Genomic DNA, 25103 nt, shown 5'->3' with positions numbered 1-25103 from the left:
CTACGTCCGGACGGCGGACGTAGGGAGGGCGCGAACAGTGCGCCCCTTGCCGTGAACGGTGGCCAACAGGCCCGTCCCCTCCATCTGTGCCAGCACGCGCCGCACAGCAGTACGGGAAACGTCGAACCGAGCGCAGAGCTTTGCTTCGGAGGGGTACGAATCACCGACTGCCAACGAGTCCTCCTCGATCACGGCCACCATGCGTTCCGACAGGGAACGCCGGCTACCACCTTGCGCGACCCGCCATCCGATGCCGGGGGCAGACTCAAGGACACCCTCCGCTTCGAGAACTTTGAGCGCGCGACGGATCGTGTTGCGCGAAACGCCATGCGCCCGGACTAGATCAGCCTCGGAGGGCAGGCCGTCACCAGCGCCTTTGCCCGCTTCGATGTCCTTCCGCAAGGTCTCCGAGATGACCAGGTAGGTCCCGCGAGGACTGGCCTCCGACACTTGGACTCCTTCGATTCTCTCCACTGCTCACAGCCAAGCGTGCCACGCTCGCGCGCGGCGATAGTAGGGGTAGCTGTTCCGGGGTCACGAGCGCCGCACCCAACTTGACCAGGGTCATGCTCGGACTGTAGGTCCGCCGCACCGTGGTCTCAGTTCTGGTCTCATTCACTGGCGTACACGCCCGTTCATGGCCGTACGCCAGACACGTCAAGACCCTGGCGACACGGCCTCTGACCTGGCCCGTACAGCCGATCACAGACCTCGAAAGCGTGTGTGGGGGCAACTTCACCGTGGGTTCAAATCCCACCGCTACCGCTCTTGAGCAGTACCGAGCAGTACCCAGTAGTAAAGACGAAAGCCCCGGCTCGTGCGAGCCGGGGCTTTCGTCGTTCCCGGCTTCTGACGGCGCGTCCGGGCGGGCCGCCGGATGTGGGCAGGAGGAAGGGGACCTTCGTGCTAAAGCGCCGGTTGAACCGCTGGCGGGGCCGCTGAATAGGCCGTTCGATGGATAGACTCCACCAATCGCACGCTGGGGACAGCCGGTGGGGGCTGCCACTGCTGCCGGGGAGGGCAAGGGGCATGGCGCAGGCGAAAAAAGTCACCATGTACGTACTCGTGGTCTTCGTGCTCTACACGATCATCACGCAGCCAGCGCGCGCCGCCGATCTTGTGCAGGTAGGGTTCGAGGGCATTTCGAACGCCGCAAGAGGCATCGGAGAGTTCATGCACGAGCTGGTCAACTGATCGGCGCGCTGCCGGTGAGGAGTCCCGCGTGATCCGCCATCTGGTCCTGTTCAAGCTCAATGACGGTGTCGGCCGTGACGAGTCCCGGGTCGCCGCCGGAGCGAAGGCGTTCGAGGAGCTCGGCGGGCTGATCCCCGAGCTGACCTCGTGGGAGTGCGGCTGGAACATCACCGACCGGCCGATCGCTTACGACTTCGCGATCAACTCCTCGGTCGCGGACGCCGCCGATCTGAAGACCTATCTGGAGCACCCCGCACACCAGGCGGCGGCGGGCCAGTGGCGTGAATTCGCGACCTGGGTGATCGCCGACTACCCCTTCTGACGGTGCCTGGCCGCCGGTCCGCCCGGTAGCCGCCGCACCCGTCCCGGCCCGTCCCACGGCCGGTCACACGGCCTGTCGCTCAGCCCCCCGCCCACCGGGCGGGGGGCTTTGTCGTGTCCCGCCAAGGTCAACTCACCGCCCAACACGGCGTTATTAGGTGCTTGCGTACAGTGCACATGAATTGTGATGCTATGACCGCTTTTGCCGGATGAGTGGACCGATGAGGGGTGGTGTGTCCGTGTCGGCCCGAACGGCGTCAACAACTTTCGCCCGCAGTAGGACGAGTACGCCCAATACCAATGCCCTGGAAGCGCGTGCGCTGACGACCGTGCTGTTCGAGGAGATCTCCGGGCTCGAACCCGGAACACCCGAACACGCACGCGTACGCGCCGCGCTGATCGAGGTCAATCTGCCCCTCGTCCGCTACGCGGCAGCCCGCTTCCGCAGCCGGAACGAGCCCATGGAGGACGTCGTCCAGGTCGGCACCATCGGGCTGATCAACGCGATCGACCGGTTCGACCCGGAGCGCGGGGTGCAGTTCCCGACCTTCGCCATGCCCACCGTGGTGGGGGAGATCAAACGTTACTTCAGGGACAACGTGCGGACCGTTCACGTACCCCGCCGGCTCCATGAGCTGTGGGTCCAGGTGAGCGGGGCGATCGAGGACCTGACGGTGCTGCACGGCCGGTCGCCGACGACCGGAGAGATCGCCGAGCGGCTCAAGCTGGCCGAGGAGGAGGTGCTGGCCTGCCTGGAGGCGGGGCGGGCGTACCACGCCACCTCACTGGAGGCCGCACAGGAGGGCGACGGCGCTCCGGGGCTGCTGGACCGGCTCGGGTACGAGGATCCGGCGCTGGTCGGGGTCGAGCACCGCGACCTCGTCCGGCATCTGCTCGTACAGCTGCCCGAACGGGAGCGGCGGATCCTCATGCTGCGGTACTTCGGCAATCTGACGCAGTCCCAGATCAGTGCCGAGCTGGGCGTCTCGCAGATGCACGTGTCCCGGCTGCTGTCCCGCAGCTTCGCCCGGCTGAGGTCCGCAAACCAGCTCGAAGCGTAACTCTTGGGGAGGAACGGTCCTGCAGAAATATGTCGACTTGGCGCTACAGCGTGTTGCCGACATGTGACATTCTGCAGGAACCGCGTTTGTCGCGACCCGGCCTCCGGTATTCAGGTGGAGGAACAAACCGTCGCTCGCGACACCCGTCCGCGACCTCAAGGGGGTGGCATGTCCGTTCAGGTGGGCAGTCCTCAGGTGCGCCGTACCAGCGCACCAATCGATGCACGCACCGGCGAAGCCATCGACACCCGCACACTGTCCCGTTCGCTGTTCCTGCGCCTTGCGGAACTGGAACAGGACAGCCCGGAACGAACCTATGTGCGTGACACGCTCATCGAGCTGAACCTGCCACTTGTTCGGTATGCGGCAGCCCGCTTCCGCAGCCGCAACGAGCCGATGGAAGACATCGTCCAAGTGGGCACGATCGGCCTGATCAAGGCGATCGACCGCTTCGACTGCAACCGCGGCGTGGAGTTCCCGACGTTCGCGATGCCCACCATCGTCGGCGAGGTGAAGCGGTTCTTCCGCGATACGTCGTGGTCGGTGCGGGTGCCGCGGCGGCTGCAGGAACTGCGGCTGGCGCTCACCAAGGCGAGCGACGAACTCGCGCAGAAGCTGGACCGGTCGCCGACGGTGGCCGAACTGGCCGTCTGCCTGGGCGTGTCCGAGGAGGACGTCGTCGACGGCCTCGCGGTCGGCAACGCCTACACCGCCAGCTCGCTCGACTCGCCGCCGCCGGAGGACGACAGCGGTGAGGGCACCCTCGCGGACCGCCTCGGCTACGAGGACACCGCGCTGGAGGGCGTGGAGTACCGCGAGTCGCTCAAGCCGCTGCTCGCCCAACTCCCGCCGCGTGAGCGCCAGATCATCATGCTGCGGTTCTTCGCGAACATGACGCAGTCGCAGATCGGCGAGGAGGTCGGCATCTCCCAGATGCACGTCTCCCGGCTGCTCACCCGCACGCTCGCCCAGCTCCGGGACGGCCTGACAGCGGAATAGACCGGCCCGCTGGTTCGCTGACGTTCCGTCAGTAGACTGGCGCGATGGTCGCGATAGCACGGATGTCTGGCCGCCGGGGCGCGGCACTCGCCGTCCCGGCGGTTGGCGTGGCCCTGCTGCTGGCGATGACGACGGCCGGCTGCGGAGCGGCGGGCGACGACGGGTACGTGGCGGTCGGCGGGGTCGGTCCCTCGCAGGGCGGCGCGACGGGGGACGTACCGCCGGTCGGTCCGGTCGTGATGGTGCCGCTGGACGGCCCGGCACCGCCGGGACCCGGCAGTGGCACACCGTCCGCACCGGGCTCGACCCCAGGATCCGGATCAGGCCCCAGCGCTCCCGGATCGGCTCCCGGTTCGACGGGGGGCCAGGGGACGACCCCTGGAACCACGCCCAGGGGCTCCGGCACGCCGGGGAACGGTTCACCGGGGACGTCGCAGCCGGGAGGCGGCGGCTCGACGGCACCCGCACCACCCGGCACGACCCCACCGCACACGCCACCACCGGGCACGACGCCGCCGGCATCGCCCGCGCGGCTGACCGCGAGCACGCCGAAGCGCGCTCCGGCCGCGGACCGGTGGTGCGAGAAGGTGACGGTCACCTTCACCAATTCCGGCGGCAGAGCGGCGACTTCAGGCAGCGTCACCTTCGGCACCCACATCATCGGCGGCCTCGGCATCGACTGGGCGACGATCGAGACCACGAAGCCGGTGCCGGTGCCCCTGGCGGGCGGCGCCTCCAAGGCGCAGACCTGGGAGATCTGCGTGGATGCCTGGCGGGTTCCGCTGGGCATGCACATCGAGACCCGGGACGTCACCCTTACGTGAGCGACGCGGTCCGGTCCCGTGCCGTCGGGCGGTGCCGTCAGCGCATCGCGAGCGCGACGACTCCGGCGATCACCAGGACGGCGACGACGATGCCGATGATCAGGCCCGTGCGCTTGCCGGACCCGGTCTGGGCCTGCTGCTGCTGGAGTTGCTGCGGCTCCTCGACGAAGGCGCGGAACATCTGGGTGTCGCCGGCGGGGTCGTAGTTGTTCTCAGGGTTCGACATGCTGCCCGACCCTAGCGAACAAGCGGAATCCCGGGCACCCCCGGGTGCGCCTGGGAGACCGATGCCACGTCCCCGTCACGTCCGCCGGAACCTCCCCCGTCACCTCCCCGCAGGAATACCGCCGGGTCCCGGCCGGTTGTAGGTGCCCATGGCACGCATCGGAACATCTGATCTGGACGTCTTCCCGCTCGCCCTGGGCGGCAACGTGTTCGGCTGGACGGCCGACGAGGCGCAGAGCTTCGCCGTACTGGACGCGTACGCGGCGGCCGGCGGCAACTTCGTCGACACCGCCGACGGCTACTCGGCGTGGGTCCCGGGCAACTCGGGCGGTGAGTCGGAGACCCTCATCGGGAAGTGGCTGGCCTCCCGCGGCAATCGGGACGCGATCGTGGTCGCCACCAAGGTCAGCAGCCACCCGGACTTCAAGGGACTGCGGGCCGACAACATCCGGGCCGCCGCCGAGGCGTCGCTGCGCCGGCTCGGCACGGACCACATCGACCTCTACTACACGCACTTCGACGACCCGCAGATCCCCGTCGAGGAGATCCTCGGCGCCCTGGACGAGCTGGTGCGCGAGGGCAAGGTGCGGCAGATCGCCGCGTCCAACATCTCCGCGGAGCGGCTGGCGGAGTCGCTGGCCTTCTCCGAGCGGGAGGGGCTGGCCTCGTACGTCGCCCTGCAGCAGCTCTACAACCTGGTGGAGCGCACGGACTACGAGGGGGCGATGGCCGAGGTGGTCGCCTCGCACGGCCTGTCGTCGGTCCCCTATTACGCGCTGGCCTCCGGCTTCCTGACCGGCAAGTACCGGACCGGCACCGTGGTGGACAGCCCGCGGGCGGGCGGCGCGGGGAAGTACCTGGCGACGGACCGCGGACAGCGGGTGCTGGTGGCGCTGGACGAGGTCGCGCAGGCGCATGACGCCGAGGTCGCGACCGTGGCGCTGGCCTGGCTGGCGGCGCAGCCGACCGTCGCGGCGCCGATCGCGAGCGCGCGCACCGTGGAGCAGCTGCCGGCGCTGCTGGCGGTGGCGGATCTGAAGCTGACGGCCGAGGAGCTGGACCGGCTGACGGCCGCGTCCGCCTGACCTGCGGATATGGCGTAGCACCCGCTTATCCCATCGAGGGGATCGCCCGTCTCGCTTTACTGGAGGCGGGCGATTCCTTTGGGGATTCTTGACCGCCTTGGGGGCAGATTCATTTGCCTGTAGCAACCAACCACCCCTACAGTTGCTCAAGGCAACCAATTGGACGACGAGACGATCGGCGGGGCTGTGGCGACGAAGGAGCACTGCGCGGAGCTCGCCCGCCAGTTGCGCGTCGTCATGGGCGTCGGCAGGGAAGTGGGCCGGGCACTGCCGCCCGAGACCCCGCCCTCGACCGTCGCGGTGCTCACCGTGCTCGGCCGGTACGGCGAGATGCGGATGAGCCGGCTCGCCGAATATCTCGATATCGATATATCGGTCACCAGTAGACATGTCGCCTATCTCGCCGAGCGCGGCTGGATCGACCGCACTCCCGACGCCCTCGACAAACGATCCCGGCTGCTGCGCCTGAACCCGCACGGCGAAAAGGTGCTGGCCGCCTCTTCGGACCGTGCCGCCGAGGTGCTGGCGGCCCATCTGAGCGACTGGTCAGACGACGACGTCGACCTGCTGTCCGGCCTGCTGGACCGGCTGCGCCTGAGTTTCGGCGACTGCCGGCCCAAGGCCCACGCCCCGCACGCCCGGACGGCCCACGCAGCGCACCCGGCCACCACGGCCGGCACCGGCACGGCCCACACACCCCGTACACACGCGAATTGACGAGGACGAAGATGGCTACAACCACACCGACCGGTGTGCGGGAGGCGGAAGCCCACGGTGGGCCCGCGGCCCCCATGTCGCACCGGCAGATCATGGAGGCGCTGTCCGGGCTGCTGCTCGGCCTGTTCGTGGCGATCCTGTCGTCCACGATCGTCTCCAACGCCCTGCCCACCATCCTCGCGGACATCGGCGGCGGGCAGAGCGCGTACACCTGGGTGGTCACCGCCGCCCTGCTCGCGGTCACCGCCACCACCCCGCTCTGGGGCAAGATGTCCGACCTGGTCAGCAAGAAGCTGCTGATCCAGATAGCCCTGGTCATCTACGTACTCGGCTCGATCATCGCCGGGTTCTCCACCAACCCCGGCATGCTGATCGCCTGCCGGGTGCTCCAGGGCGTCGGCGCCGGCGGTCTGTCGGCCCTCACCCAGGTGATCATGGCGGCGATGATCTCCCCGCGGGAGCGCGGCCGTTACAGCGGCTACCTCGGCGCGGTCTTCGCCGTCGCGACCGTCGGCGGCCCGCTGGTCGGCGGCGTCATCGTCGACACCGACTGGCTCGGCTGGCGCTGGTGCTTCTACGTCGGCGTACCGTTCGCGATCATCGCGCTCATCGTGCTGCAGAAGACGCTGCACCTGCCGGTGGTCAAGCGGAAGGTCAAGATCGACTGGTCCGGCGCGTTCTTCATCTCCGCGGCCGTCAGCCTGCTGATGATCTGGGTCTCGCTCGGCGGCACCAACTACCCGTGGATGTCCTGGCAGACCTATGTGATGGTGCCCGGCGCCTTCCTGCTCGGCCTGGTCTTCCTGTTCGTCGAGTCCAAGGCGTCCGAGCCGATCATTCCGCTGCGGCTGTTCCGCAACAAGACGATCACTCTCACCTCGCTCGCGAGCCTCTTCGTCGGCGTCGCGATGTTCGCCGGCACCGTCTTCCTGAGCCAGTACTTCCAACTCGCGCGCGGCAAGACCCCGACCATGTCCGGCGTGATGACCATCCCGCTCATCGCGGGCCTGTTCATCTCCTCGACCGTCTCGGGCCAGATCATCACCAGGACCGGCCGCTGGAAGGGATTCCTGGTCGGCGGCGGAGTCCTCCTCACCGCGGGCGCCGCGACCCTGGGCCTGCTGCGCTACGACACCCCGTACTGGCAGGTCGCCGTCTACATGGCGCTGCTGGGTCTCGGCATCGGCATGATGATGCAGAACCTCGTGCTCGCCGTGCAGAACCAGGTCAAGCCGGAGGACCTCGGCGCGGCCAGCTCGCTCGTCACGTTCTTCCGCTCGCTCGGTGGCGCGGTCGGCGTCTCGGCGCTCGGCGCCGTCCTCGGCAGCCGCGTCACGAGCCTGGTGTCCGACGGCCTGGCGGCCCTCGGCATCAAGGGCGGCGACGGCGGCGGCATCCCGGACGTCGCCAAGCTCCCGGCCCCGGTCAAGGGCGTCGTGGAGAGCGCGTACGGGCGTGGCATCGGCGATGTCTTCCTGTACGCGGCACCGTTCGCACTCATCGCGCTGCTGCTGGTGATCTTCGTCAAGGAGGTCGCGCTCAAGACCAACAGCGGTCTGCAGCAGGTCGCGGGAGCGGAAGCGGCTGCCGCCGCCGGTGGAAGTGCCAGTGGTGCCGAGGTGACCCTGCCCGCGACCTCCTTCGCCAAGGAGGTGGCCGCCATGACACCGGTGGCGATACTGGACGACCGGCCGGTGTCGTCCGGCGACGACGGCACGCCCGTGCACGGCATCGTCAGGATCACCGACGGTACGGCCATCAACCACGCCAAGGTCACGCTGATCTCGCTCCAGGGACAGCAGCTGGGCAGGTCCGTCACCGGCTCCGACGGCCGCTACCTTCTCGAAGCGCCCGGCGCCGGCTCGTACGTCCTGATCGCGGCGGCCGACGGCCACCAGCCGCAGGCGTCGACCGTGCTGGTCGGCGACGCGCCCCTGCCGTTCGACGTGGTGCTCAGCGGCGCCGGCGGGCTCACCGGGACCGTGCTGGGCGCGGTCGACAGCCTGCCGGTCGTCGAGGCGATGGTCGTCGTGACCGATGTGCGCGGCGAGGTGCTGGGCACCGGGAAGACCGGTGACGGCGGCGGGTTCGCCTTCGCCGAACTGCCCGCGGGCGACTTCACCGTCGCCGTGAACGCCCCCGGCTTCCGGCCGGCCGCGCTGCCCGTCGAGGTCGGCGGCACCGGCGCCACCCGCGTCGAGGTCGTGCTCCAGCCCGGCGCGCAGGTGCGCGGCGTCGTACGGGCGGGCGCCGACCGGCGGCCGCTGCCGGACGCCAAGGTCGTCCTGGTCGACGCGGCCGGGAACGTGGCCGGTACCACGACCACGGGTGCGGACGGCGCGTACGCGTTCACGGACCTCGACGCGGGCGAGTACTCGCTCGTCGCGAGCGGTTACCCGCCGCTGGCCACCGCGTTGAGCGTGCAGGGGCGCGGGGCCGAGGAGTTCGACGTCGAGCTCAACCACCCCGAGGGGTAACGGGAACAGCCCCCAGCCCCCGGACTCCGGACCGTCGGACTTCGGACTTCGGACTTCGGGGGACAGGCTTCCGGACGATCGGCCCGCGTGCCTTGCGGAGAGGTGCGGGCCGGTCCGGAGGGATCGGGATCCGAGCGACGGCCGGAGCAGGGGACGGCCGAGGCCGTCGCACCGGATCCCCTCGCCGGGCGGGCTCCGTCGAACGGGCCCGCCCGGCGATCGACAGCAGCGCGGCACCACTGCACCACCGCACCAGAGCACCACGGCCGGGCCCACGGGACACCGGCACGTCACGGGAGGCGAACCTCGATGAGCAGCCACGGCCTGCGGGCCCGCGTACGCACCAGGGACGGCTGGGCCGTCTCGCACGCGGTGCTGACCGTCACCGACATGACGGGCAGTCAGGTCGACCGCCAGGAGGCCGATTCCGACGGCGTCGTCCGTACCGGACCGCTGCCCGCCGGCTCCTACACCGCCATCGTGACGGCGATCGGGTATCTGCCGGCCGCCTCGACCGCGATCGTCACCGCGTCGGGGTCCGCCGACGCGGGCACCGTGACGCTCCACCGCGCGGGCGGCGTGGAACTGCCGCCGCCCGGCACCTGGACCATCGACCCGGCGCACTCCTCGGTCACCGCGACCGCCCAGCACCTCGGGATCTCCAGCGTGCAGGGCCGGTTCACCGTGTTCGGCGGGCGGATCGAGATCGACGGGCGGACAGCCGCGTCATCCGTCGACGCCGTCATCGAGGCCGCGTCGATCGACACCGGCAACGCCCTGCGGGACGGGCATCTGCGCTCCTCCGACTTCCTCGACGCCGAGGTCCACCCCAAGATCACCTACCGCAGTACGGGCGGCCTGGAGCCGGCCGGCGAGGAGCGCTGGACCGTGCAGGGCGAACTGACCCTGCACGGCGTCACGCGGCCCGTCGATCTCGACCTCGCGTACCTCGGCACCGGCCCCGACCCGTGGGGCGGGGTGCGCACCGCCTTCCGCGCCACGACCGAGCTGCGCCGCGCCGACTTCGCGATGAACTACAACCAGGTCGTGCAGGCCGGGATCGCCGCCATCGGCACCACGCTCAAGGTCGAACTCGCCATCCAGGCGGTGCGCGGCACCGAACTGCCCGGGTCGTAACGCGAGAGCCAGGGTGCCGGGGGCGTTACGCGAGGCGGGCCGGGAATCCGCCGGTCGCGATCGGGCCCCAGCGCTCCGGGGTGACGCGGATCAGCGACTTGCCCTGCTTGATCATCGCGGCCCGGTACTCGTCCCAGTCCGGGTGTTCACCCGAGATGTTGCGGAAGTACTCGACGAGCGGCTCGACGGAGTCCGGCGGATCGATGACCTCGGCAGAGCCGTCGATCTGCACCCAGGGCCCGCTCCAGTCGTCGGAGAGGACGATGACGCTGGCGCGCGGATCCCGCCGGGCGTTCCTCGTCTTGGCGCGTTCCGGGTAGGTGGACACGACGATCCGCCCGGAGTCGTCGACACCGCAGGTCAGCGGCGAGCCCTGGGGCCGGCCGTCCGCGCGGGTGGTGAGCAGGATCGCGCGGTGGCGTGGGCGGACGAACTCCAGCAGCTCGTCGAGGGACGCCTTGGTGTTGGTGGCAATCGTTTTGGGAGCCATGCCAAAACACTAGCGGCGCGGCTCCCTGCCGGGCCGGTGCGCACGCCGGTCCCCGGAGCCCTCAGGTCTTCAGGTCCGCAGGTGCCGGTCGCGCATCGTCTCGATACCGGCGATCACGCACTCCAGCCCGAAGGTGAAATCCCGCTCGCGCTGCTCGGCGACGGACACGGTGCGGTGTTTGAGCAGATCGAGCGACTCCTCGAAGCCGGGACGGTCCGCGACGGTGCCGGCCCAGTCGGCGTAGAAGTCGTCCTCGTCCTGGCCGCTGGCCCGGAACCGTTCGCCCCACCGGCCCTCGACGGTGCCGTAGCCGTAGACGAACTGGAAGACGCAGCCGAGCGCGCCGGTCATCTGCTCGGCCGCCAGGCCGGAACGGGCCAGGGCGCGCATCGAGAGGTTCGCGAAGTCCATCGCGAACGGACCGATGTTGAGGTATTCGCCGATCAGGTGCGCCGTCCAGGAATGGCGCACCAGCATCGCGCGGTAGCCGACGGCGAGTTGGCGTACCTCGTCGCGCCAGTCGGCGTCCGGCTCCTCGGCCGGCAGCGCGATCTCGCCGTGGACCGCGTCCAGGACGCGCTCCAGCAGGTCGTCCTTGCTGTCGACGTACCAGTAGACGGACATCGCGGTCACGCCCAGCTCGGCGGCGAGCTTGCGCATCGAGAACTTGGCGAGACCGTCCGTGTCGAGCAGCCGGACGGCGGTCGCGACGATCCTGTCGCGGTCCAGTCCGGCCGGCTGCTCGCTGCGGCGCTTGGCCGCCGGACGTTCGTGCAGCCACACGCTGGCACCGGGCGTGGTCGCGCGGCTGTCCTCGGCCATGGCGGGCGGTTCCCTTCGGGTGTTCCGGGTCGTCGGGCCTGAGGGCTGCCCGCCCCCGATGCTATGCCGCTTCCGAACGCTCGGCCCTGCGCAGCAGGAGTGCCGCGAGGAGACCGCCGAGCAGTACGGCGGCGGCGCCGATCAGCTGGCTGGCTTCGAGGCCGGCGGAGAAGTCGTCGACCAGCCAGGTGCGCTCGGCGGCCGTACGGGCGCCGGCCAGGGCGGCCGGCAGCGAACCCGCCGCGAAGGAGGAGGCCAGGACGGCACCGAGGACGGCGACGCCGAGCCCGTTGCCGAACTCGGTGAGCGTTCCGTTGACGCCCGCGCCGATGCCGGCCCGCTCCACCGGGATGGCACTCATGATCGCGTTGGCCATGGCGGGCATCGCGAAGGCGATACCGGCGCCCATCAGGACCAGACCCGCGCACATCCCCGGATAGCCGTGGCCGCCGAGCAGCGCCACGGCGGCCAGGCCGGCGGCGAGCATCGACATCCCGGCGAGGATGGCGACCGGGGTGCCGGCCTTCGCCAGCAGCCGGGCGCCGATGCCCGCGAGGTTCAGTACGACGATGCTCAGCGCGAGCGGCGCGGTGCGCAGCCCCGCCTCCAACGGCGTGTACCCGAGCACGAACTGCAGCTGCTGGGTGAGCAGGAAGAGCGACCCCGCCATGCCGAACGAGACGAGGATGCCGCCCGCGACGGCGCCCACGAAGCGGCGGTCGCGGAAGAAGGTCATGTCGAGCATGGGGTGCGGGGTGTGCAGCTCCCAGCGGACGAACGCGGCGAGCCCGGCGCAGCCGGCGACGGCCGGGAGCAGGACGTCGGCCGAGGTCCAGCCGTGCCCGGGACCGGAGATGATCGCGTAGACGATGCCGGTCATCCCCACCATGGAGAGCAGCGCGCCGAGGAGGTCGGGGCGGTCGCCCGACGGGTTCCTCGACTCGGGGACGAGCCGTGCCACGGCGGCCCCGCCGAGCAGTGCGACGGGGATGTTGACCAGGAAGATCGCACCCCACCAGAAGTGATCGAGGATGACCCCGCCGATGAGGGGTCCCGCGACGAAGCCGAGCGAACTGATCGCGCCCCACAGGCCGATCGCCTTGGGCCGTTCCTCGTCGTCGAAGATCTGGACGACGACGGCGAGGGTGGTGGTCATCAGCAGCGCGCCGCCGATGCCCATGCCCGCGCGGGCCGCGATGAGCTGCCCGGCGGAGTGCGCGAAGGCGGCGCTGCACGAGCCGGCGCCGAAGAGCGCCAGACCGACGAGCAGCATCCGCTTGCGGCCGTAGCGGTCGGCGGCGCTGCCCGCGGTGAGCAGCAGGCCGGACTGGACGAGCGCATAGGCGTTGATCATCCACTGGATGTCGGAGGTGGTCGCGCCCAACTCGGTGCCGAGGGACGGGATCGCGACGTTCAGGACCGTGTTGTCGAGCAGCACGGTGAGCTGGGCGAGACAGATGACGCCGAGGATCAGCCAGCGCTGGGGGTGGCGTTCCTTGGCCGCTCGCGGGATGGCGGTGGTTGCCGTGGCTGGCAAGCGGACTCCTTATACGGTGTACGGGGCAATACGTTGTACACCGTACAGCTGTGCCTGTACGCCGTACAAGAGGTTTCACGAAAAGGGCGGTACCCGCAGGTCACGATGCCTGCGGATACCGCCCTGTCCCTCTCGATCGTCCTCTCGATCGCTCTCCCGAACGCCCTGCGTCAGCTCTTCGCGGGGCTCGTCAGGTCGTAGACCGTCGTGCTGCCGACCGTCTTCGCGGTGAACGCGGAGGTGACCCAGGTGGTGATCGCCGAGGACGTGCCCTGGCCGCCCATGCCACCGCCCATGCCACCGGAGGAGGAGATGAAGTAGTGGATCTTCCCCTCGGCCACGTACTGCTTGAACCGCGCGAGCGTCGGTGACGGGTCGCTGCCGTTGAAGCCGCCGATCGCCATGACCGGGTCGCCGGTGGCCAGTTGGTAGCTGGCGGAGTTCTGCGAACCGATGGCCGCCGCGACCCAGGTGTAGTCCGAGGCGTTCTGCTCCAGGAGCGTCTTCATCGCGGAGCTGACGGTGGCGCCGCCGAGCAGGCCGCCCATCCCGCCGCCACCGCGACCACCGGCCGTGCCGCCGTCGCCGGTACCGCCACCGGCCGTACCGCCGCGTGGGAAGCCCTGCGCGCCCTGGCCGGGCTGACCCTGCTGGCCGGGCCGGCCGTTCTGGCCGCCGCCCGGAACCGTCGGCGGCTGCCGGCCGCCGCCGGGCAGGGGCTGGCCGTTCTGGCCCGCCTGCCCCGGCATGCCGCCAGGAGCGCCGCCGCGCATCCCGCCGGGACCGCCCCTGCCGCCCTGGACGGCGGGGCCCGCCGTCACGATCGAGCCGCTGTGACCGGTGTCGACGGTGTTCAGGGTGTACGCGAACGGTGCCGCGAGCGCCGCCGCGATACCGAGACCCGCCACGGCGGCCGCGAACCGCCGGCCGAGCCGTACGGCGAGCAGCAGTCCGGCCGCCGCCAGCAGCCCGCCCGCCAGTACCGTCCAGCGCAGCCACGGGTGCCAGTCGGTCGCCCGGCCCAGCAGGACGTACGCCCAGTACCCGGTGCCCGCCGACGTCGCGGCGAGCGTGGCCGCCGCCGCGAGGTGCGTGCGCTTCTCCCAGAGCAGCGTCGCGCCCATGCCGACGAGGGCGGCGATGTAGGGCGCCAGGGCGATGTTGTAGTACTGGTGGAAGATGCCCGACATGAAGCTGAAGACCCCGAAGGTCATCAGCAGCGAGCCGCCCCAGACGAGGAACGCGGCGCGCCGGGCGTCGGTGCGCGGCGCCCGCCGGGTCAGCCACAGCCCCGCGGCGAGCAGGACGAACGCGGCCGGCAGCAGCCAGGCGATCTGACCGCCCATGTCACCGTCGAAGAGCCGGGTGATGCCGGTGGCTCCCCACTGGCCACCGCCCTGGCCGCCGCCCGCTCCCCCGCCGCCGACGCTGCCCGTCTCGTTGCCGGTGATCCGGCCGAAGCCGTTGTAGCCGAAGGTCAGCGACAGGAAGCTGTTGTCCTGCGAACCGCCGATGTACGGGCGGGACGACGCGGGCCACAGCTCGACGATCGCCACCCACCAGCCGCCGGAGACCAGCAGGGCGAGCCCTGCCAGGGCCAGTTGGCCGACGCGCCTGCGGAAGGCCGTCGGCGCGACGACCGCGTAGACGACCGCGAGCGGCGGAAGGATGAGGAAGGCCTGCAGCGTCTTGGTCAGGAAGGCGAGACCGAAAGCGACACCGGCCCAGACCAGCCACTTCGTCCGGGCGCCTTCGAGGGCGCGCAGCACGCAGTAGGCAGCGGCCGTCATCAGGAGCGCGAGCATCGCGTCCGGGTTGTTGAAGCGGAACATCAGCGCGGCGACCGGGGTGACCGCCAGGACGGCGCCCGCGATCAGTCCGGCGGCCGGGCCGAAGCGGCGGCGGACGGCGGCGTGGAGCACGCCCACCGTCGCGACGCCCATCAGCGCCTCGGGGACCAGGATCGACCACGAGTTGAGGCCGAAGATCCGGACGGCGATCTCCATCGGCCAGAGCGAGGCCGGGGGCTTGTCGACGGTGATCGAGTTCGCCGCGTCGGACGAGCCGAAGAAGAGCGCCTTCCAGCTCTCGCTGCCCGCCTGGACGGCAGCGGAGTAGAAGGAGTTGGCGTATCCGGAGGCGCTCAGGTCCCACAGGTACAGCGCGGCGGTCACCGCCAGCAGCGCCAGGAACGCGGGACGCACCCAGCGGGCGTCCTCGGCCCGTCCCCGCCAGACGCGCGCCGCGAAGCCGCGGGGGCCGGACGGGGCGGACGGATCGGACGGTGCGGCCGCCCGGTGCCCGCCGGGCGGCGGGGCGTGCTCGGGCACCGGGGTCCGGGTCACCGGACCGGGCAGGTCGGCGGGCTCCGGCGGCGGACCGGCCGGGAGGCCGGCCGGGGTGCTGTACGGCGCGGTCATCGTGCGCTCCTCGGGTCGGAGTCGTAGTCGTAGGTGGAGGTGGGGGTGGGGGTGGGAGTGGGGGTGGGGGTGGCGTCGGACGGGGCCGCTCCGGACGGGAAGACCCAGGCGCGGAAGAGCAGGAAGCGCAGCACCGTCGCCGCGAGGTTGGCGGCGATGAGGACGGCGAGCTCCGTGCCGTGCGAAGGACGGGTGTTCGCCGTCTGCAGGGCGGCCAGCGAGCCGCTGGTCAGGGCGAGGCCGATCGCGAAGACGACCAGGCCCTGCGCCTGATGGCGGACGGCCTGCGCCCGGCCGCGGACGCCGAAGGTGAGCCGGCGGTTGGCGGCGGTGTTGCCGATCGCGGAGACCAGCAGCGCCGCCGCGTTGGCGGGCTGTGAGCCGAGCCCGAGCCGGAAGCCCGAGTACAGCACCAGATAGACCAGGGTGCTCAGCGCCCCGACGACGCAGAAGCCGACCAGCTGGCGGGCGAGGCCCGGTGGCACACCGCCCAGTTCGCGGTCGCGCGGATCGTCGCCGAACGGCCGGCGCAGCCGGTCGAGCGCGAGCGCCCCGGTGGCGAGCGCCCGGCCCACGCGCCAGACCCCTTTGAGGTCGTCGGCGGCCGTGCGGACGATGTCCACGGTGCTGTCGGGGTCGTCGACCCAGTCGACCGGCACCTCGTGGATCCGCAGTCCGGCGCGCTCCGCGAGCACCAGCATCTCGGTGTCGAAGAACCAGCCGGTGTCCTCGACCATCGGCAGCAGCCGCTCGGCGACGTCCTTGCGGATCGCCTTGAAGCCGCACTGCGCGTCGGAGAAGCGGGCGGCGAGCGAGCCGCGCAGGATCAGGTTGTAGGTGCGGGAGATGAACTCGCGCTTGGCGCCGCGCACGACGCGGGAGCTGCGGGCCAGCCGGGAGCCGATCGCCAGGTCTGAGTGGCCGGAGATCAGCGGGGCGACCAGCGGCAGCAGCGCGTTCAGGTCCGTCGACAGATCGACATCCATGTAGGCGAGCACCGGCGCCTCGGACTCCGTCCAGACGGCCCGCAGGGCCCGCCCGCGCCCCTTCCGGTCGAGCCGGAAGGACTCGACCTCGGGGATCTCCGTCGCGAGGCTCTTCGCGACGGCCTCCGTGAGGTCGGTGCTCGCGTTGTCCGCGATGGTGATCCGGAAGGGGTAGGGGAAGGTGCCTGCCAGGTGCGCGTGCAACCGCCTGACACAGGGCTCCAGGTCGTTCTCCTCGTTGTGGACGGGGATCACGACGTCGAGCACCGGGTCGCTGTGTGCGACCGGCAGGTGCTGCCGGGACGGCAGAGTGCCGAGGTGAGTTCGCATACCCCGACGCTCCACCGCCGCGCTGTCACGACCTTGTGGTGAACCTGAGTCCCGGCTGTGAGTCCTGCCGCGCGTCCGGCCGTTCGTCCGTCCGCACGTCGTGTGCCGTCATCTGGCGTACAGATGACGGGAGTTGGACGGTGAACGCGGTGCGGCCGGGGGCGCTCTCGACCCACACGCGGCCGCCGTGCGCCGCGACGACCGCGTACACGATCGCCAGCCCCAGGCCCGTGGAGCCCGATCCGGCACCCCTGGCGCGTGACGCGTCACCGCGTGCGAACCGTTCGAAGATGTACGGCGTGAGGTCGGGCGGGATGCCCGGCCCGTCGTCCACCACCTGGAGCAGCACCCCGTGGTGCCGGTCACCGGTGACGCGCGCGGTCACGGTCGTGCCCGGCGGGGTGTGGGTGCGGGCGTTGCCCAGCAGGTTCGCCAGCACCTGCTGCAGCCGGTCGGCGTCTCCGTGCACGGTGGCCGGCTCGTCGGGCAGGTCCAGCCGCCACACGTGGTCGGGCCCGGCCGCCCGCGCGTCGCTGACCGCGTCCACGACGAGCGGTGACAGATCCGTCCCGGCGAGGCTCAGCGGCCGCCCCGCGTCCAGCCGGGCGAGCATCAGCAGATCCTCGACCAGCGACGTCATCCGTCCGGCCTCGGACTCGATACGGCCCAGCGCGTGCCGGGTGTCGGGGCCGACGTCCTCCCGGCCGCGCCGGGTCAGCTCCGCGTAGCCGCGGATCGAGGCGAGCGGCGTCCGCAGTTCATGGCTGGCGTCGGCGACGAAGCGGCGGACCCGCATCTCGCTCTCCTGCCGGGAGTGCAGCGCGGAACCGACGTGCCCGAGCAGCCGGTTGAGGGACGCGCCGACCTGCCCCACCTCGGTGCGCGGATCGGTGTCCGCCTCCGGCACCCGCTCGTGGAGCGCCACCTCGCCCCGGTGCAGCGTCAGTTCCGACACCCGGGAGGCGGTCGCGGCGACCCGGCGCAGCGGCTGGAGGGAGATACGGATCAGGGCGGTGCCGATCAGCCCGGCCGCCGCGAGACCGGCGGCGGTCACGCACACCTCCACCCAGACGAGGGTGTTGAGGGTGTCCTGCGCGCCGGAGGCCCGGATGCCGACGAGGTACGTGCCGTTCTGCGTCGTGACCGACTGCATGCGGTAGGTACCCAGGCCGGGGACGTCGATGCTGTGCGCGGCGCCGTCCAGCGGCAGGCTGCCCAGCGCCGCGGTCTGCGCGGCGTCGAGGCTCTCGGGCGTCACCTGCGGCCCGGCCTCGCTGTTCTCCGTCTGAGCGCTGAGCGCGCTGTCGGTGATCTTCCCGTCGCTGACCTTGGCGCCGATCGTGCCGAGCGGCTGGCCGCCGCCGATGACGAACCCCAGCTCGTTGCCGGACCGCAGGTGCGGCAACGGATTCGAACCGGGCGGCGGGCCCTCGGCGCGGTGCGCGACGGCGGCGAGCTGGGTGTCGAGCTGCCCGTACAGATAGGTGTGCAGGGCGATCGCGGTGACCGTGCCGATCACCGCGCACACGACGGCGACCAGCGCGACGGACGACACGACGAGCCGGCGCCGGAGCGACCACGGGCGGCTGGGCAGCGACCAGTGCCGCCGGCGCGGGGCCTTCACGCCGTCTCGCCCGGCTTGATCAGATACCCCGCCCCCCGCCGGGTGTGGATCATCGGGGCACGTCCCGCGTCGATCTTCCGCCGCAGGTAGGAGATGTAGAGCTCCACCACGTTGGCCTGGCCGCCGAAGTCGTAGGACCAGACCCGGTCGAGGATCTGCGCCTTGCTGAGCACCCGGCGCGGGTTGCGCATCAGGAAGCGCAGCAGCTCGAACTCGGTGGCGGTGAGGTGGATCGAGTCGTCGCCGCGGTACACCTCGTGGCTGTCCTCGTTCAGTACGAGATCACCGACGACCAGCATGGATTCGCTCCGTGCCGCGGCGGCGCCCGAGCGGCGCATCAGCCCGCGCAGCCGGGCGACGACCTCCTCCAGGCTGAACGGCTTCGTCACGTAGTCGTCGCCGCCCGCCGTCAGTCCGGCGATCCGGTCCTCGACGGCGTCCTTGGCGGTGAGGAAGAGCACCGGCACATCAGGGGCGTCGCGGCGCAGCCGGGCGAGCACCTCCAGGCCGTCCATGTCGGGCAGCATCACGTCGAGGACGACGGCGTCGGGCCGGGCGTCACGGGCGGCGCGCAGCGCGCCGGCGCCGTCGGCCGCGGTACGGACCTCCCAGCCCTCGTAGCGCAGGGCCATGGACAGCAGGTCGGAGAGAGCGGCCTCGTCGTCGACGACGAGGACACGCACCGGGGACCCGTCGGGACGGGACAGGTCGGCGGAGGCCGCAGCGGGGAAGGAAGGCATGGGACCAGCCTGGGAGGGGGCCCTGAGAGCATTCTTTCGGCTACCTGTGAATCTCCTGAGAAACGGCCGGTGGGGCCTGTGAGGGTTGGGCGGGGGTCCGCCGGGGGCCGGAATACGGGAGTCGATCACCGGGTTGCCACCTGCACGCACCGAGAACCAGGGAGCCGGGAACATGGGGAGCAACGACAGCGGCGGCGGCACGGCCGCCAGGGAGTCCGTCGGCCGCTACGGCATCTGGAACGCCGGGCTGCGCTCGGACGATCCGGCGCTGCGCGGCGAGATCGCCGAGGCGGCGGCCGAGCTGGACGAACTGGGCTTCGGTGCGATCTGGCTGGGCGGCAGCAGCTCCGTCGAGCACGCGGCCCGGGTGCTCGACGCGACACCGCGGATCGCGGTCGCCACCGGGATCCTCAGCATCTGGGAGCACGAGGCGGCCGCGGTCGCCGCGAGCACGGCGGCGGTGGAGGCCGCCCACCCGGACCGTTTCCTGCTCGGCCTCGGGGTGAGCCACGCACAGATCGCCGACCGCTACCGGCGCCCGTACTCGGCGATGGTGGCCTATCTGGACGCGCTGGACGCCGCGCCCGCGCCGGTGCCGGCCGGGCGGCGCGTGCTGGCCGCGCTGGGCCCGAAGATGCTGGAGCTGTCCCGCGACCGGGCGGGCGGCGCGCACCCGTATCTCGTCACGCCGGAACACACCGAACAGGCCCGCTCGCTGCTGGGCTACGGCCCCTTGCTGGCACCCGAGTTGAAGGTCGTGCTGGAGACGGACCCGGCCGTCGCCCGCGAGATCGCGCGCGGGTATCTCGCCGTCTATCTGGCGATGCCGAACTACACCAACAGTTTCCTCCGACTCGGCTTCGAGGAGCCGGACTTCACCGGTGGCGGCAGCGACCGGCTGATCGACACCGTCTTCGCCTGGGGCGACGAGGACCGCATCCGGCGGCGGATCGAGTCCTTCCACGCGGCCGGTGCTGACCATGTGGCCCTGCAAATCGTCACCGGCCAGGACCGATCCGTGCTGCCGCGTGCCGAATGGCGGCGCCTGGCCGAGGTGTTGGCCTGACCCGGACGGCGTTCGGCGCACCGCGCTCCACAACTGACGGAGTCTTCGGTGGTGTTGATCAACCGATGTTGCGGGATTGCTGAGTTGATCAACTGCCCTTGTTTGTCCACTATGTGATCAATCGTCATATTCGCGACAAATAACGGCAGTTGTCAGCACTTACGCAAACGCATCATGTCGTCTTCGTACGAAACCGATCGCCGCACCTCCACCCCGCGACAAACGGAGGTACGTTCGCCGCATGGACAGTGGCGCCGTCCCTTACACCGTCTCCGTCGACCGCATGGCCTCCGGAGATCACGCCTGTCTGTGCTTCGACAGCCACCGGGCCCGCTGGGCGGTCCGGGCCGCCTTCACCGAGGCCGGCCTGCTCCGCGGTGAGCGGGTGATCCTCTTCGTCGACCCCGGCACCACCCCGGGGAAGGCGGCCGCCCGCCTCGCCGACCACGGCGTCCCCGCCGCCCAGGCCCTGCGCGACGAGCGGCTGCTCGTCATCAACGAGACCCCCGGCTACGACCCGGAGCGCGGATTCGACGCCGAGAGCCGTGCCGCGACCTGGCTCGACTTCACCGAGAACGCGAACGTCATGGGCTTCAGCGGGCTGCGCGCCGTCGGCGACATGGCCTGGGCACTGGAGCCCGGCGTCGACCACGAGGAGCTCATCGACTACGAGACGGGGCTCACCCCGCTCTTCGCCGACATCGGCTTCACCGCGATCTGCGAGTACGACCGCCGGCTGTTCCCGCCCGAGCTGATGTGCCGGGTCGGCGCCTCCCACCCCACCGAGGTCCTGCAGTCCCTCGACGCCCTGCACATCACCAGGACCGGCACCATCCTGCACCTCGCGGGGAACGCCGACCTCGCCACCCGCGAGCAGTTCGACACGGAGCTGCGCCGGTCGCTGGGCGGGCCGGGCCCGCCGCCGCGCCTCGTCGACCTGACGGCGCTGTCGTTCATCGACGCCCACTGCGCCACCACCCTCATCCGGCTCGCCGCGGGCCTGCCCCCCACCGCCAGGCTCGCCGTCCACTGCCCGGCCACCCATGCCCGCGTGCTGCGGCTGTGCGGCGCGGGCGAGGTCCGCCAACTGACGCTCTACGTCGAGGCGGGCTGGTAGCCGGGCCGGTGAGCGGTCCGGTGGGCCTTCTGGTGGGTGGGACGGTGGTCGGGACGGTGCCGGTTCAGCGCGAGTCGTAGGTGAGCCGGACGGCGCGCGGCAGCGACGCCACCACCAGGTCGTAGGAGTCCTCGATCATCTCCCGCACCATCCGGACCGGCAGCGACCCGTCGACCGTCACGGTGTTCCAGTGCCGCTTGTTGAGGTGGTAGCCGGGAATGACCGCCGGGTACTCCGCCCGCAGCTGTTCGGCGATCTCCGGATCGCATTTGAGGCTCACCTTGAGCGGTTCGGCCTCCAGCACGCTCAACGCGAAGATCTTCCCGGCCACCTTGAACACCGACAGATCCGGGTTCCGCGGAAACGGGAACTCCTCCTCGGCGCCCGGCATCGCCAGACACGCCGCCTTCAGGCCCCGCGCAGTCATCGCCACCATCCGGCCGACACTAGCGCCTGCCCACGACAGACCCAGGGGACGGAACACAGGACGGGAAACACCAGAGGCCCGACACTTTCGTGTCGGGCCTCTGGTCGTAGTAGCGGGGACAGGATTTGAACCTGCGACCTCTGGGTTATGAGCCCAGCGAGCTACCGAGCTGCTCCACCCCGCGCCGTTGAACCGAACACTACGCCATCCGCGGGACCCTCAACTACCAGTCCCGCTCGACGCGGTTTTTCCGGATTGCTCCGAAAAGCAAACCAGGACCCCCTCAGACGATCTCCTCGGGGGCCCTGGCCTGAGTGCACTCGGCAGGATTCGAACCTGCAACCTTCTGATCCGTAGTCAGATGCTCTATCCGTTGAGCTACGAGTGCTTGTGCTTTCCGGCGTTTTCTCACCGGTTGGCGTTGCGGGAACAACATTACATGACCTGCGGCTTCAGGTGAAATCCATTGCCCGCACCCCACCTGAGCTGCAAAAACAGCTTCTGACGAGGTACCGGCGAGGGACTTCAGGAGCCCGGGACACGCAACGGAGCCCCGGTCGTCCTGGGACGACCGGGGCTCCGGAAACGAGCGGAGGCTCGGGGATTTGAACCCCGGATGGGATTGAAGTCCCAAACCGCATTAGCAGTGCGGCGCCATAGACCAGACTAGGCGAAGCCTCCAGACACACCCGCGCGAGCGAGGGCGTGTGCAGATGATGGCACAGCCCGGCAGGCTGTCACCAATCGCAGACCAGGGTACAAGCCCGTCGGCGTGCAGGGCAAAGAGGATGCGCGCCCTCCAGCGGTGGCTCGCCCACGTTCGGGTGGGTTGCGGGGAAAGCGGCGCGCGGGACGGTAGGGACTGGGGCATGCGACTCAACGGCCCCGGCCCCCTCGACCGTCCCCTCTCCCGCCCCGTGCCCCACCTCGTGCCCCGTCCCGCGGCCCGCCGCCGGCCCGGAGCGCGGCTGCCGCTCGCCGCCGTCCTCGGTGTCGTGCTCGCCGCCGGGCTGCCGCTGCTCCTGGCGACCGACGCCGGCGCGACGCCCTTCGCACCCGCCGCTTCCGCACTTCTCGCGCCCCCGTCTCCCCCGGAGAACAACCAGCTGACCGTCACCGTCGACGACGGAACGGGGAAGGTCACCACGACCAGGTTGGACTGCGGACCCGACCAGGACACGTCGGCCAGGCCCGCGACCTCCGGCGGACCGGTGGCCGCACCGGAGCCCCTCGCCCCTTCCACGCTCCCCGCTCCCCTTCCCGCCCCCTCCACGCTGCCCGCTCCGATCGGGCCGGCCAGGTCCGTGGCGGACTCCTGCGATCAGCTGGAGCGGCTGGGCGGTCCCGTGGGTCCCGTTCCGGCCGGGCAGATGTGCTCGATGATCTACGGCGGATCGCAGACCGCGCAGGTCACAGGGACCTGGCACGGAGCGGCCGTCACGGAGAAGTACAGCCGGGCCAACGGCTGCGAGGTCGCCCGGTGGAACCGGATGGCACCGGTTCTGCCCGCCGCCACCGGGGGTGCGTGACGCACGCCACACCAGGGACGATCTCGCACCGCACACGCTCGAACACCGAATCCCACAGGGGTACATGGGCATCCGCGGCCGCTCGGCCAACCGCTGCACGTACACTCGCTCTAGTGACATGCCATGGGGTCAGCGGCAAGATGGGCCGCCGGTGAGAGCCGATCGCGCGGGTTGCGCGGGGCCACCGCAGGAAGTGCGGTAAGTGCGGTAACAGGGAGGACGCGTCTCGTGAGCAGCAGGCCATCCAGAGGCGCTGCTCGCCTCGCCTCAATACTCGACGCCCTCCCTGACGCACTCTTGCTGGTCAACGGCAACGGCACGGTCGTCAACGCCAATGCCATAGCGATCGAGACCTTCGAGTCACCGGGGACGGCGTTGGTCGGGCGGGGCCTGTTCGACCTGCTGCCCGCGTTCGACTCCAAGCGGATCCCCGGATCGATGCGCAGCGCGCAGGACACCGGCGACGACAACGGCCGCACCAAGCCGACCCGGATGGTCGCGCGGCGCACCGACGGCTCGGAGTTCCCCGTCGAGGTGACCAGCGCCAACCTCGAGGACGGCCGCACCCCGTACGACGAGCCGCAGAGCTACACCGGTGACGAGCTGCTGATGCTGGTCGTGCGGGACCTCAGCGGCACGATGGACACCGAGGCGGAACTCGCCCGCCAGCAGCGCCAGACGGAGATGATCCTGCGCGCCGCGGCCGAGGGCGTCGTCGGCGTCGACACCGAGGGCAAGGTCGTCCTCGTCAATCCGTCCGCCGCGCAGATCCTCGGCTACCGGGCGACCGACCTCGGCGGCCAGGAACTGCACCCGCTCGCGCACCACACGCGCGCCGACGGCACACCGCTGCCGTACGAGGAGACCCCGCTCGCCGACACGCTGCGGTCCGGCCGCAAGCACCGGGTCCGCGGCCAGGTGCTGTGGCGCAAGGACGGCCGCGCGGTGCCCGTCGACCTCACGACCGCTCCCGTACGGGACGGCGAGCAGCTGGTCGGCGCGGTCATGACGTTCACCGACCGGACCGCGTTCGACGCCGCCGTCGCCCGCGGCGAGCAGCTGCAGGCCGTGCTGGACGAGGCGCTGCGCGGCCCGCTGGCCGAGCTGCGCGGTGAGCTGTCCGGCCTGGCCGCCGACCCCGCCGGGCAGTTGTGGCCCGAGGCGAACCAGATCCTGCACCACCTGGTGGCCGGCTACGCCCGCATCACCACCCTGATCGACAACGTGCTGGCCTTCCAGCGCCTCGACCGCGGCGAGGACCGGCTGCGGCGCGAGCCCGTCGGGCTCGACAAGGTCGTCGCGGCGGCCGTCGAGGGCGCCATCGAGCTGATCGGCCCGGGGCGCGCGCAGTACGCCGTGCACGCGCCGCCGATCGAGGCGGCGATCGACGGCGAGCGGATGTCCCAGGCGCTCGCGCACCTGATCGCGGACGTCGCGGGTGTGGACGCGGCGGGCAACGCCACCGTCATCACCGGCGGCGGCGACTCGACGATCGTGGTGGCGGCGGCCCAGCGCGGCGACGTCATAAGGATCGACGTGCGGGGCCCGCACGCCGGCGGCAACGCGGTGCACCTGCCGATCGCCCGCGGCATCGTCGAACGGCACGGCGGCGTCCTGCAGACGCACGAAGTGCCGGGCCAGGGCAGCGCGTACGTCCTCGAGGTGCCGCTGGGCTCGGCCGCCATCGCGGCCGCGGGCCGTGCGGCGGCCGCCGCGGCGAAGGACGGGGCTCGCGAGTCCGAGACGACCGTCATGCCGATGCCCGCGAAGCCAGCCCGGGGTACGGGCGGCGCGGCCGGCAGCGGCACGGGCGCCAAGGCTCCGGCGCGCGGCGCGGCGACACCCCCGGGCACCGACGGTACGAACGGCCAGGCAGGCCAGGGCGCTCCCGCGGCCGGAACGCCCGCCGGTGGCACGCCCGCGACGGGCTGGGCCGGAAGCGGCGAGCCCGGGGTCGCCGGCACCGAACGTGCGG

The 25103-nt window shown here is 71.1% G+C and carries 23 protein-coding genes and 3 tRNA genes; 13 read left to right on the top strand and 13 right to left on the bottom strand.

Annotation, left to right across the window (positions count from 1 at the left end):
- Positions 1-450 (bottom strand): GntR family transcriptional regulator, encoded by a 450-nt coding sequence (locus tag G3I60_RS36345; protein ID WP_164608271.1) that lies wholly within the window; start codon positions 448-450, stop codon positions 1-3.
- Between the two features lie 579 nt (positions 451-1029).
- Between G3I60_RS36345 and G3I60_RS44775 the strand changes: the two genes are divergently transcribed.
- From G3I60_RS44775 to G3I60_RS36325, 5 genes are all read left to right on the top strand, one after another.
- Positions 1030-1194: a hypothetical protein gene (locus G3I60_RS44775; protein ID WP_187144938.1), complete on the top strand. Its 165-nt coding sequence runs from the start codon at positions 1030-1032 to the stop codon at positions 1192-1194.
- Positions 1195-1222: 28 nt separating this feature from the next.
- Positions 1223-1516 (top strand): Dabb family protein, encoded by a 294-nt coding sequence (locus G3I60_RS36340; protein WP_138356274.1) that lies wholly within the window; start codon positions 1223-1225, stop codon positions 1514-1516.
- 232 nt (positions 1517-1748) lie between these two features.
- On the top strand, positions 1749-2576 hold the full coding sequence (locus G3I60_RS36335; RefSeq protein WP_138356275.1) for an RNA polymerase sigma factor SigF: 828 nt from the start codon (positions 1749-1751) through the stop codon (positions 2574-2576).
- A 168-nt stretch (positions 2577-2744) separates the two neighbouring features.
- On the top strand, positions 2745-3575 hold the full coding sequence (locus G3I60_RS36330) for an RNA polymerase sigma factor SigF (protein WP_138356276.1): 831 nt from the start codon (positions 2745-2747) through the stop codon (positions 3573-3575).
- Between the two features lie 44 nt (positions 3576-3619).
- A complete protein-coding gene (locus tag G3I60_RS36325; protein ID WP_239070702.1) occupies positions 3620-4399 on the top strand; it encodes a hypothetical protein in 780 nt (259 codons plus the stop codon).
- 37 nt (positions 4400-4436) lie between these two features.
- Here G3I60_RS36325 and G3I60_RS36320 read toward each other — a convergent pair whose 3' ends face one another.
- On the bottom strand, positions 4437-4625 hold the full coding sequence (locus tag G3I60_RS36320) for a hypothetical protein (RefSeq protein WP_138356277.1): 189 nt from the start codon (positions 4623-4625) through the stop codon (positions 4437-4439).
- A 148-nt stretch (positions 4626-4773) separates the two neighbouring features.
- On the opposite strand from G3I60_RS36320, the gene G3I60_RS36315 reads away from it, so the two are divergent.
- The 4 genes from G3I60_RS36315 to G3I60_RS36300 all read left to right on the top strand — a co-directional run bounded on the left by G3I60_RS36315 (position 4774) and on the right by G3I60_RS36300 (position 10040).
- Positions 4774-5709 (top strand): aldo/keto reductase, encoded by a 936-nt coding sequence (locus G3I60_RS36315; protein ID WP_164294827.1) that lies wholly within the window; start codon positions 4774-4776, stop codon positions 5707-5709.
- Between the two features lie 186 nt (positions 5710-5895).
- Positions 5896-6426 carry a MarR family winged helix-turn-helix transcriptional regulator gene (locus G3I60_RS36310; protein WP_138356295.1) on the top strand — a complete coding sequence of 177 codons (531 nt, stop codon included), beginning with the start codon at positions 5896-5898 and terminating at the stop codon, positions 6424-6426.
- An 11-nt stretch (positions 6427-6437) separates the two neighbouring features.
- Complete coding sequence (locus G3I60_RS36305; protein ID WP_164294828.1) at positions 6438-8903, top strand: MFS transporter; 2466 nt, start codon at positions 6438-6440, stop codon at positions 8901-8903.
- 309 nt (positions 8904-9212) lie between these two features.
- Positions 9213-10040, top strand: a complete 828-nt coding sequence (locus G3I60_RS36300; RefSeq protein ID WP_164294829.1) for a YceI family protein — start codon at positions 9213-9215, stop codon at positions 10038-10040.
- 25 nt (positions 10041-10065) lie between these two features.
- Here G3I60_RS36300 and G3I60_RS36295 read toward each other — a convergent pair whose 3' ends face one another.
- The 7 genes from G3I60_RS36295 to G3I60_RS36265 all read right to left on the bottom strand — a co-directional run bounded on the left by G3I60_RS36295 (position 10066) and on the right by G3I60_RS36265 (position 18989).
- Positions 10066-10530 (bottom strand): PPOX class F420-dependent oxidoreductase, encoded by a 465-nt coding sequence (locus G3I60_RS36295; protein WP_164294830.1) that lies wholly within the window; start codon positions 10528-10530, stop codon positions 10066-10068.
- A gap of 69 nt (positions 10531-10599) precedes the next feature.
- Complete coding sequence (locus G3I60_RS36290) at positions 10600-11352, bottom strand: TetR/AcrR family transcriptional regulator (RefSeq protein WP_164294831.1); 753 nt, start codon at positions 11350-11352, stop codon at positions 10600-10602.
- A 61-nt stretch (positions 11353-11413) separates the two neighbouring features.
- Positions 11414-12889, bottom strand: a complete 1476-nt coding sequence (locus tag G3I60_RS36285) for an MFS transporter (RefSeq protein WP_164294832.1) — start codon at positions 12887-12889, stop codon at positions 11414-11416.
- 170 nt (positions 12890-13059) lie between these two features.
- Positions 13060-15309 (bottom strand): glycosyltransferase family 39 protein, encoded by a 2250-nt coding sequence (locus tag G3I60_RS36280; protein WP_164294833.1) that lies wholly within the window; start codon positions 15307-15309, stop codon positions 13060-13062.
- Positions 15306-16625 carry a bifunctional glycosyltransferase family 2/GtrA family protein gene (locus G3I60_RS36275; protein WP_164294834.1) on the bottom strand — a complete coding sequence of 440 codons (1320 nt, stop codon included), beginning with the start codon at positions 16623-16625 and terminating at the stop codon, positions 15306-15308. Before G3I60_RS36275 ends, G3I60_RS36280 begins: the two co-directional genes overlap by 4 nt.
- Positions 16626-16650: 25 nt before the next feature.
- Complete coding sequence (locus G3I60_RS36270) at positions 16651-18249, bottom strand: HAMP domain-containing sensor histidine kinase (protein WP_343241994.1); 1599 nt, start codon at positions 18247-18249, stop codon at positions 16651-16653.
- Positions 18246-18989 (bottom strand): response regulator transcription factor, encoded by a 744-nt coding sequence (locus G3I60_RS36265; protein ID WP_138356286.1) that lies wholly within the window; start codon positions 18987-18989, stop codon positions 18246-18248. Before G3I60_RS36265 ends, G3I60_RS36270 begins: the two co-directional genes overlap by 4 nt.
- A gap of 172 nt (positions 18990-19161) precedes the next feature.
- Between G3I60_RS36265 and G3I60_RS36260 the strand changes: the two genes are divergently transcribed.
- Positions 19162-20055 carry an LLM class F420-dependent oxidoreductase gene (locus tag G3I60_RS36260; protein WP_164294835.1) on the top strand — a complete coding sequence of 298 codons (894 nt, stop codon included), beginning with the start codon at positions 19162-19164 and terminating at the stop codon, positions 20053-20055.
- 241 nt (positions 20056-20296) lie between these two features.
- Positions 20297-21172 (top strand): MEDS domain-containing protein, encoded by an 876-nt coding sequence (locus G3I60_RS36255; RefSeq protein WP_164294836.1) that lies wholly within the window; start codon positions 20297-20299, stop codon positions 21170-21172.
- A 64-nt stretch (positions 21173-21236) separates the two neighbouring features.
- Here the strand turns inward: G3I60_RS36255 and G3I60_RS36250 are convergent, their stop codons facing one another.
- The 4 genes from G3I60_RS36250 to G3I60_RS36235 form a co-directional block, all read right to left on the bottom strand.
- On the bottom strand, positions 21237-21608 hold the full coding sequence (locus G3I60_RS36250; protein WP_164294837.1) for an MmcQ/YjbR family DNA-binding protein: 372 nt from the start codon (positions 21606-21608) through the stop codon (positions 21237-21239).
- 101 nt (positions 21609-21709) lie between these two features.
- Positions 21710-21783, bottom strand: a tRNA-Met gene (locus G3I60_RS36245).
- A 131-nt stretch (positions 21784-21914) separates the two neighbouring features.
- Positions 21915-21987, bottom strand: a tRNA-Arg gene (locus G3I60_RS36240).
- Between the two features lie 202 nt (positions 21988-22189).
- Positions 22190-22280 (bottom strand) — tRNA-Ser (locus G3I60_RS36235).
- Positions 22281-22468: 188 nt separating this feature from the next.
- Here G3I60_RS36235 and G3I60_RS45960 point away from each other — a divergent pair.
- Positions 22469-23128, top strand: coding sequence for a hypothetical protein (locus tag G3I60_RS45960; protein WP_239070701.1), 660 nt, complete (start codon positions 22469-22471; stop codon positions 23126-23128).
- A gap of 228 nt (positions 23129-23356) precedes the next feature.
- A partial coding sequence (locus G3I60_RS36225) for a PAS domain-containing protein (RefSeq protein ID WP_164608270.1) occupies positions 23357-25103 on the top strand: 1747 nt, incomplete at its 3' end.

The sequence above is a fragment of the Streptomyces sp. SID13666 genome, from assembly GCF_010548325.1.
GTDB lineage: Bacteria > Actinomycetota > Actinomycetes > Streptomycetales > Streptomycetaceae > Actinacidiphila > Actinacidiphila fildesensis.
This window is presented reverse-complemented; position numbering and strand designations above follow the sequence as displayed.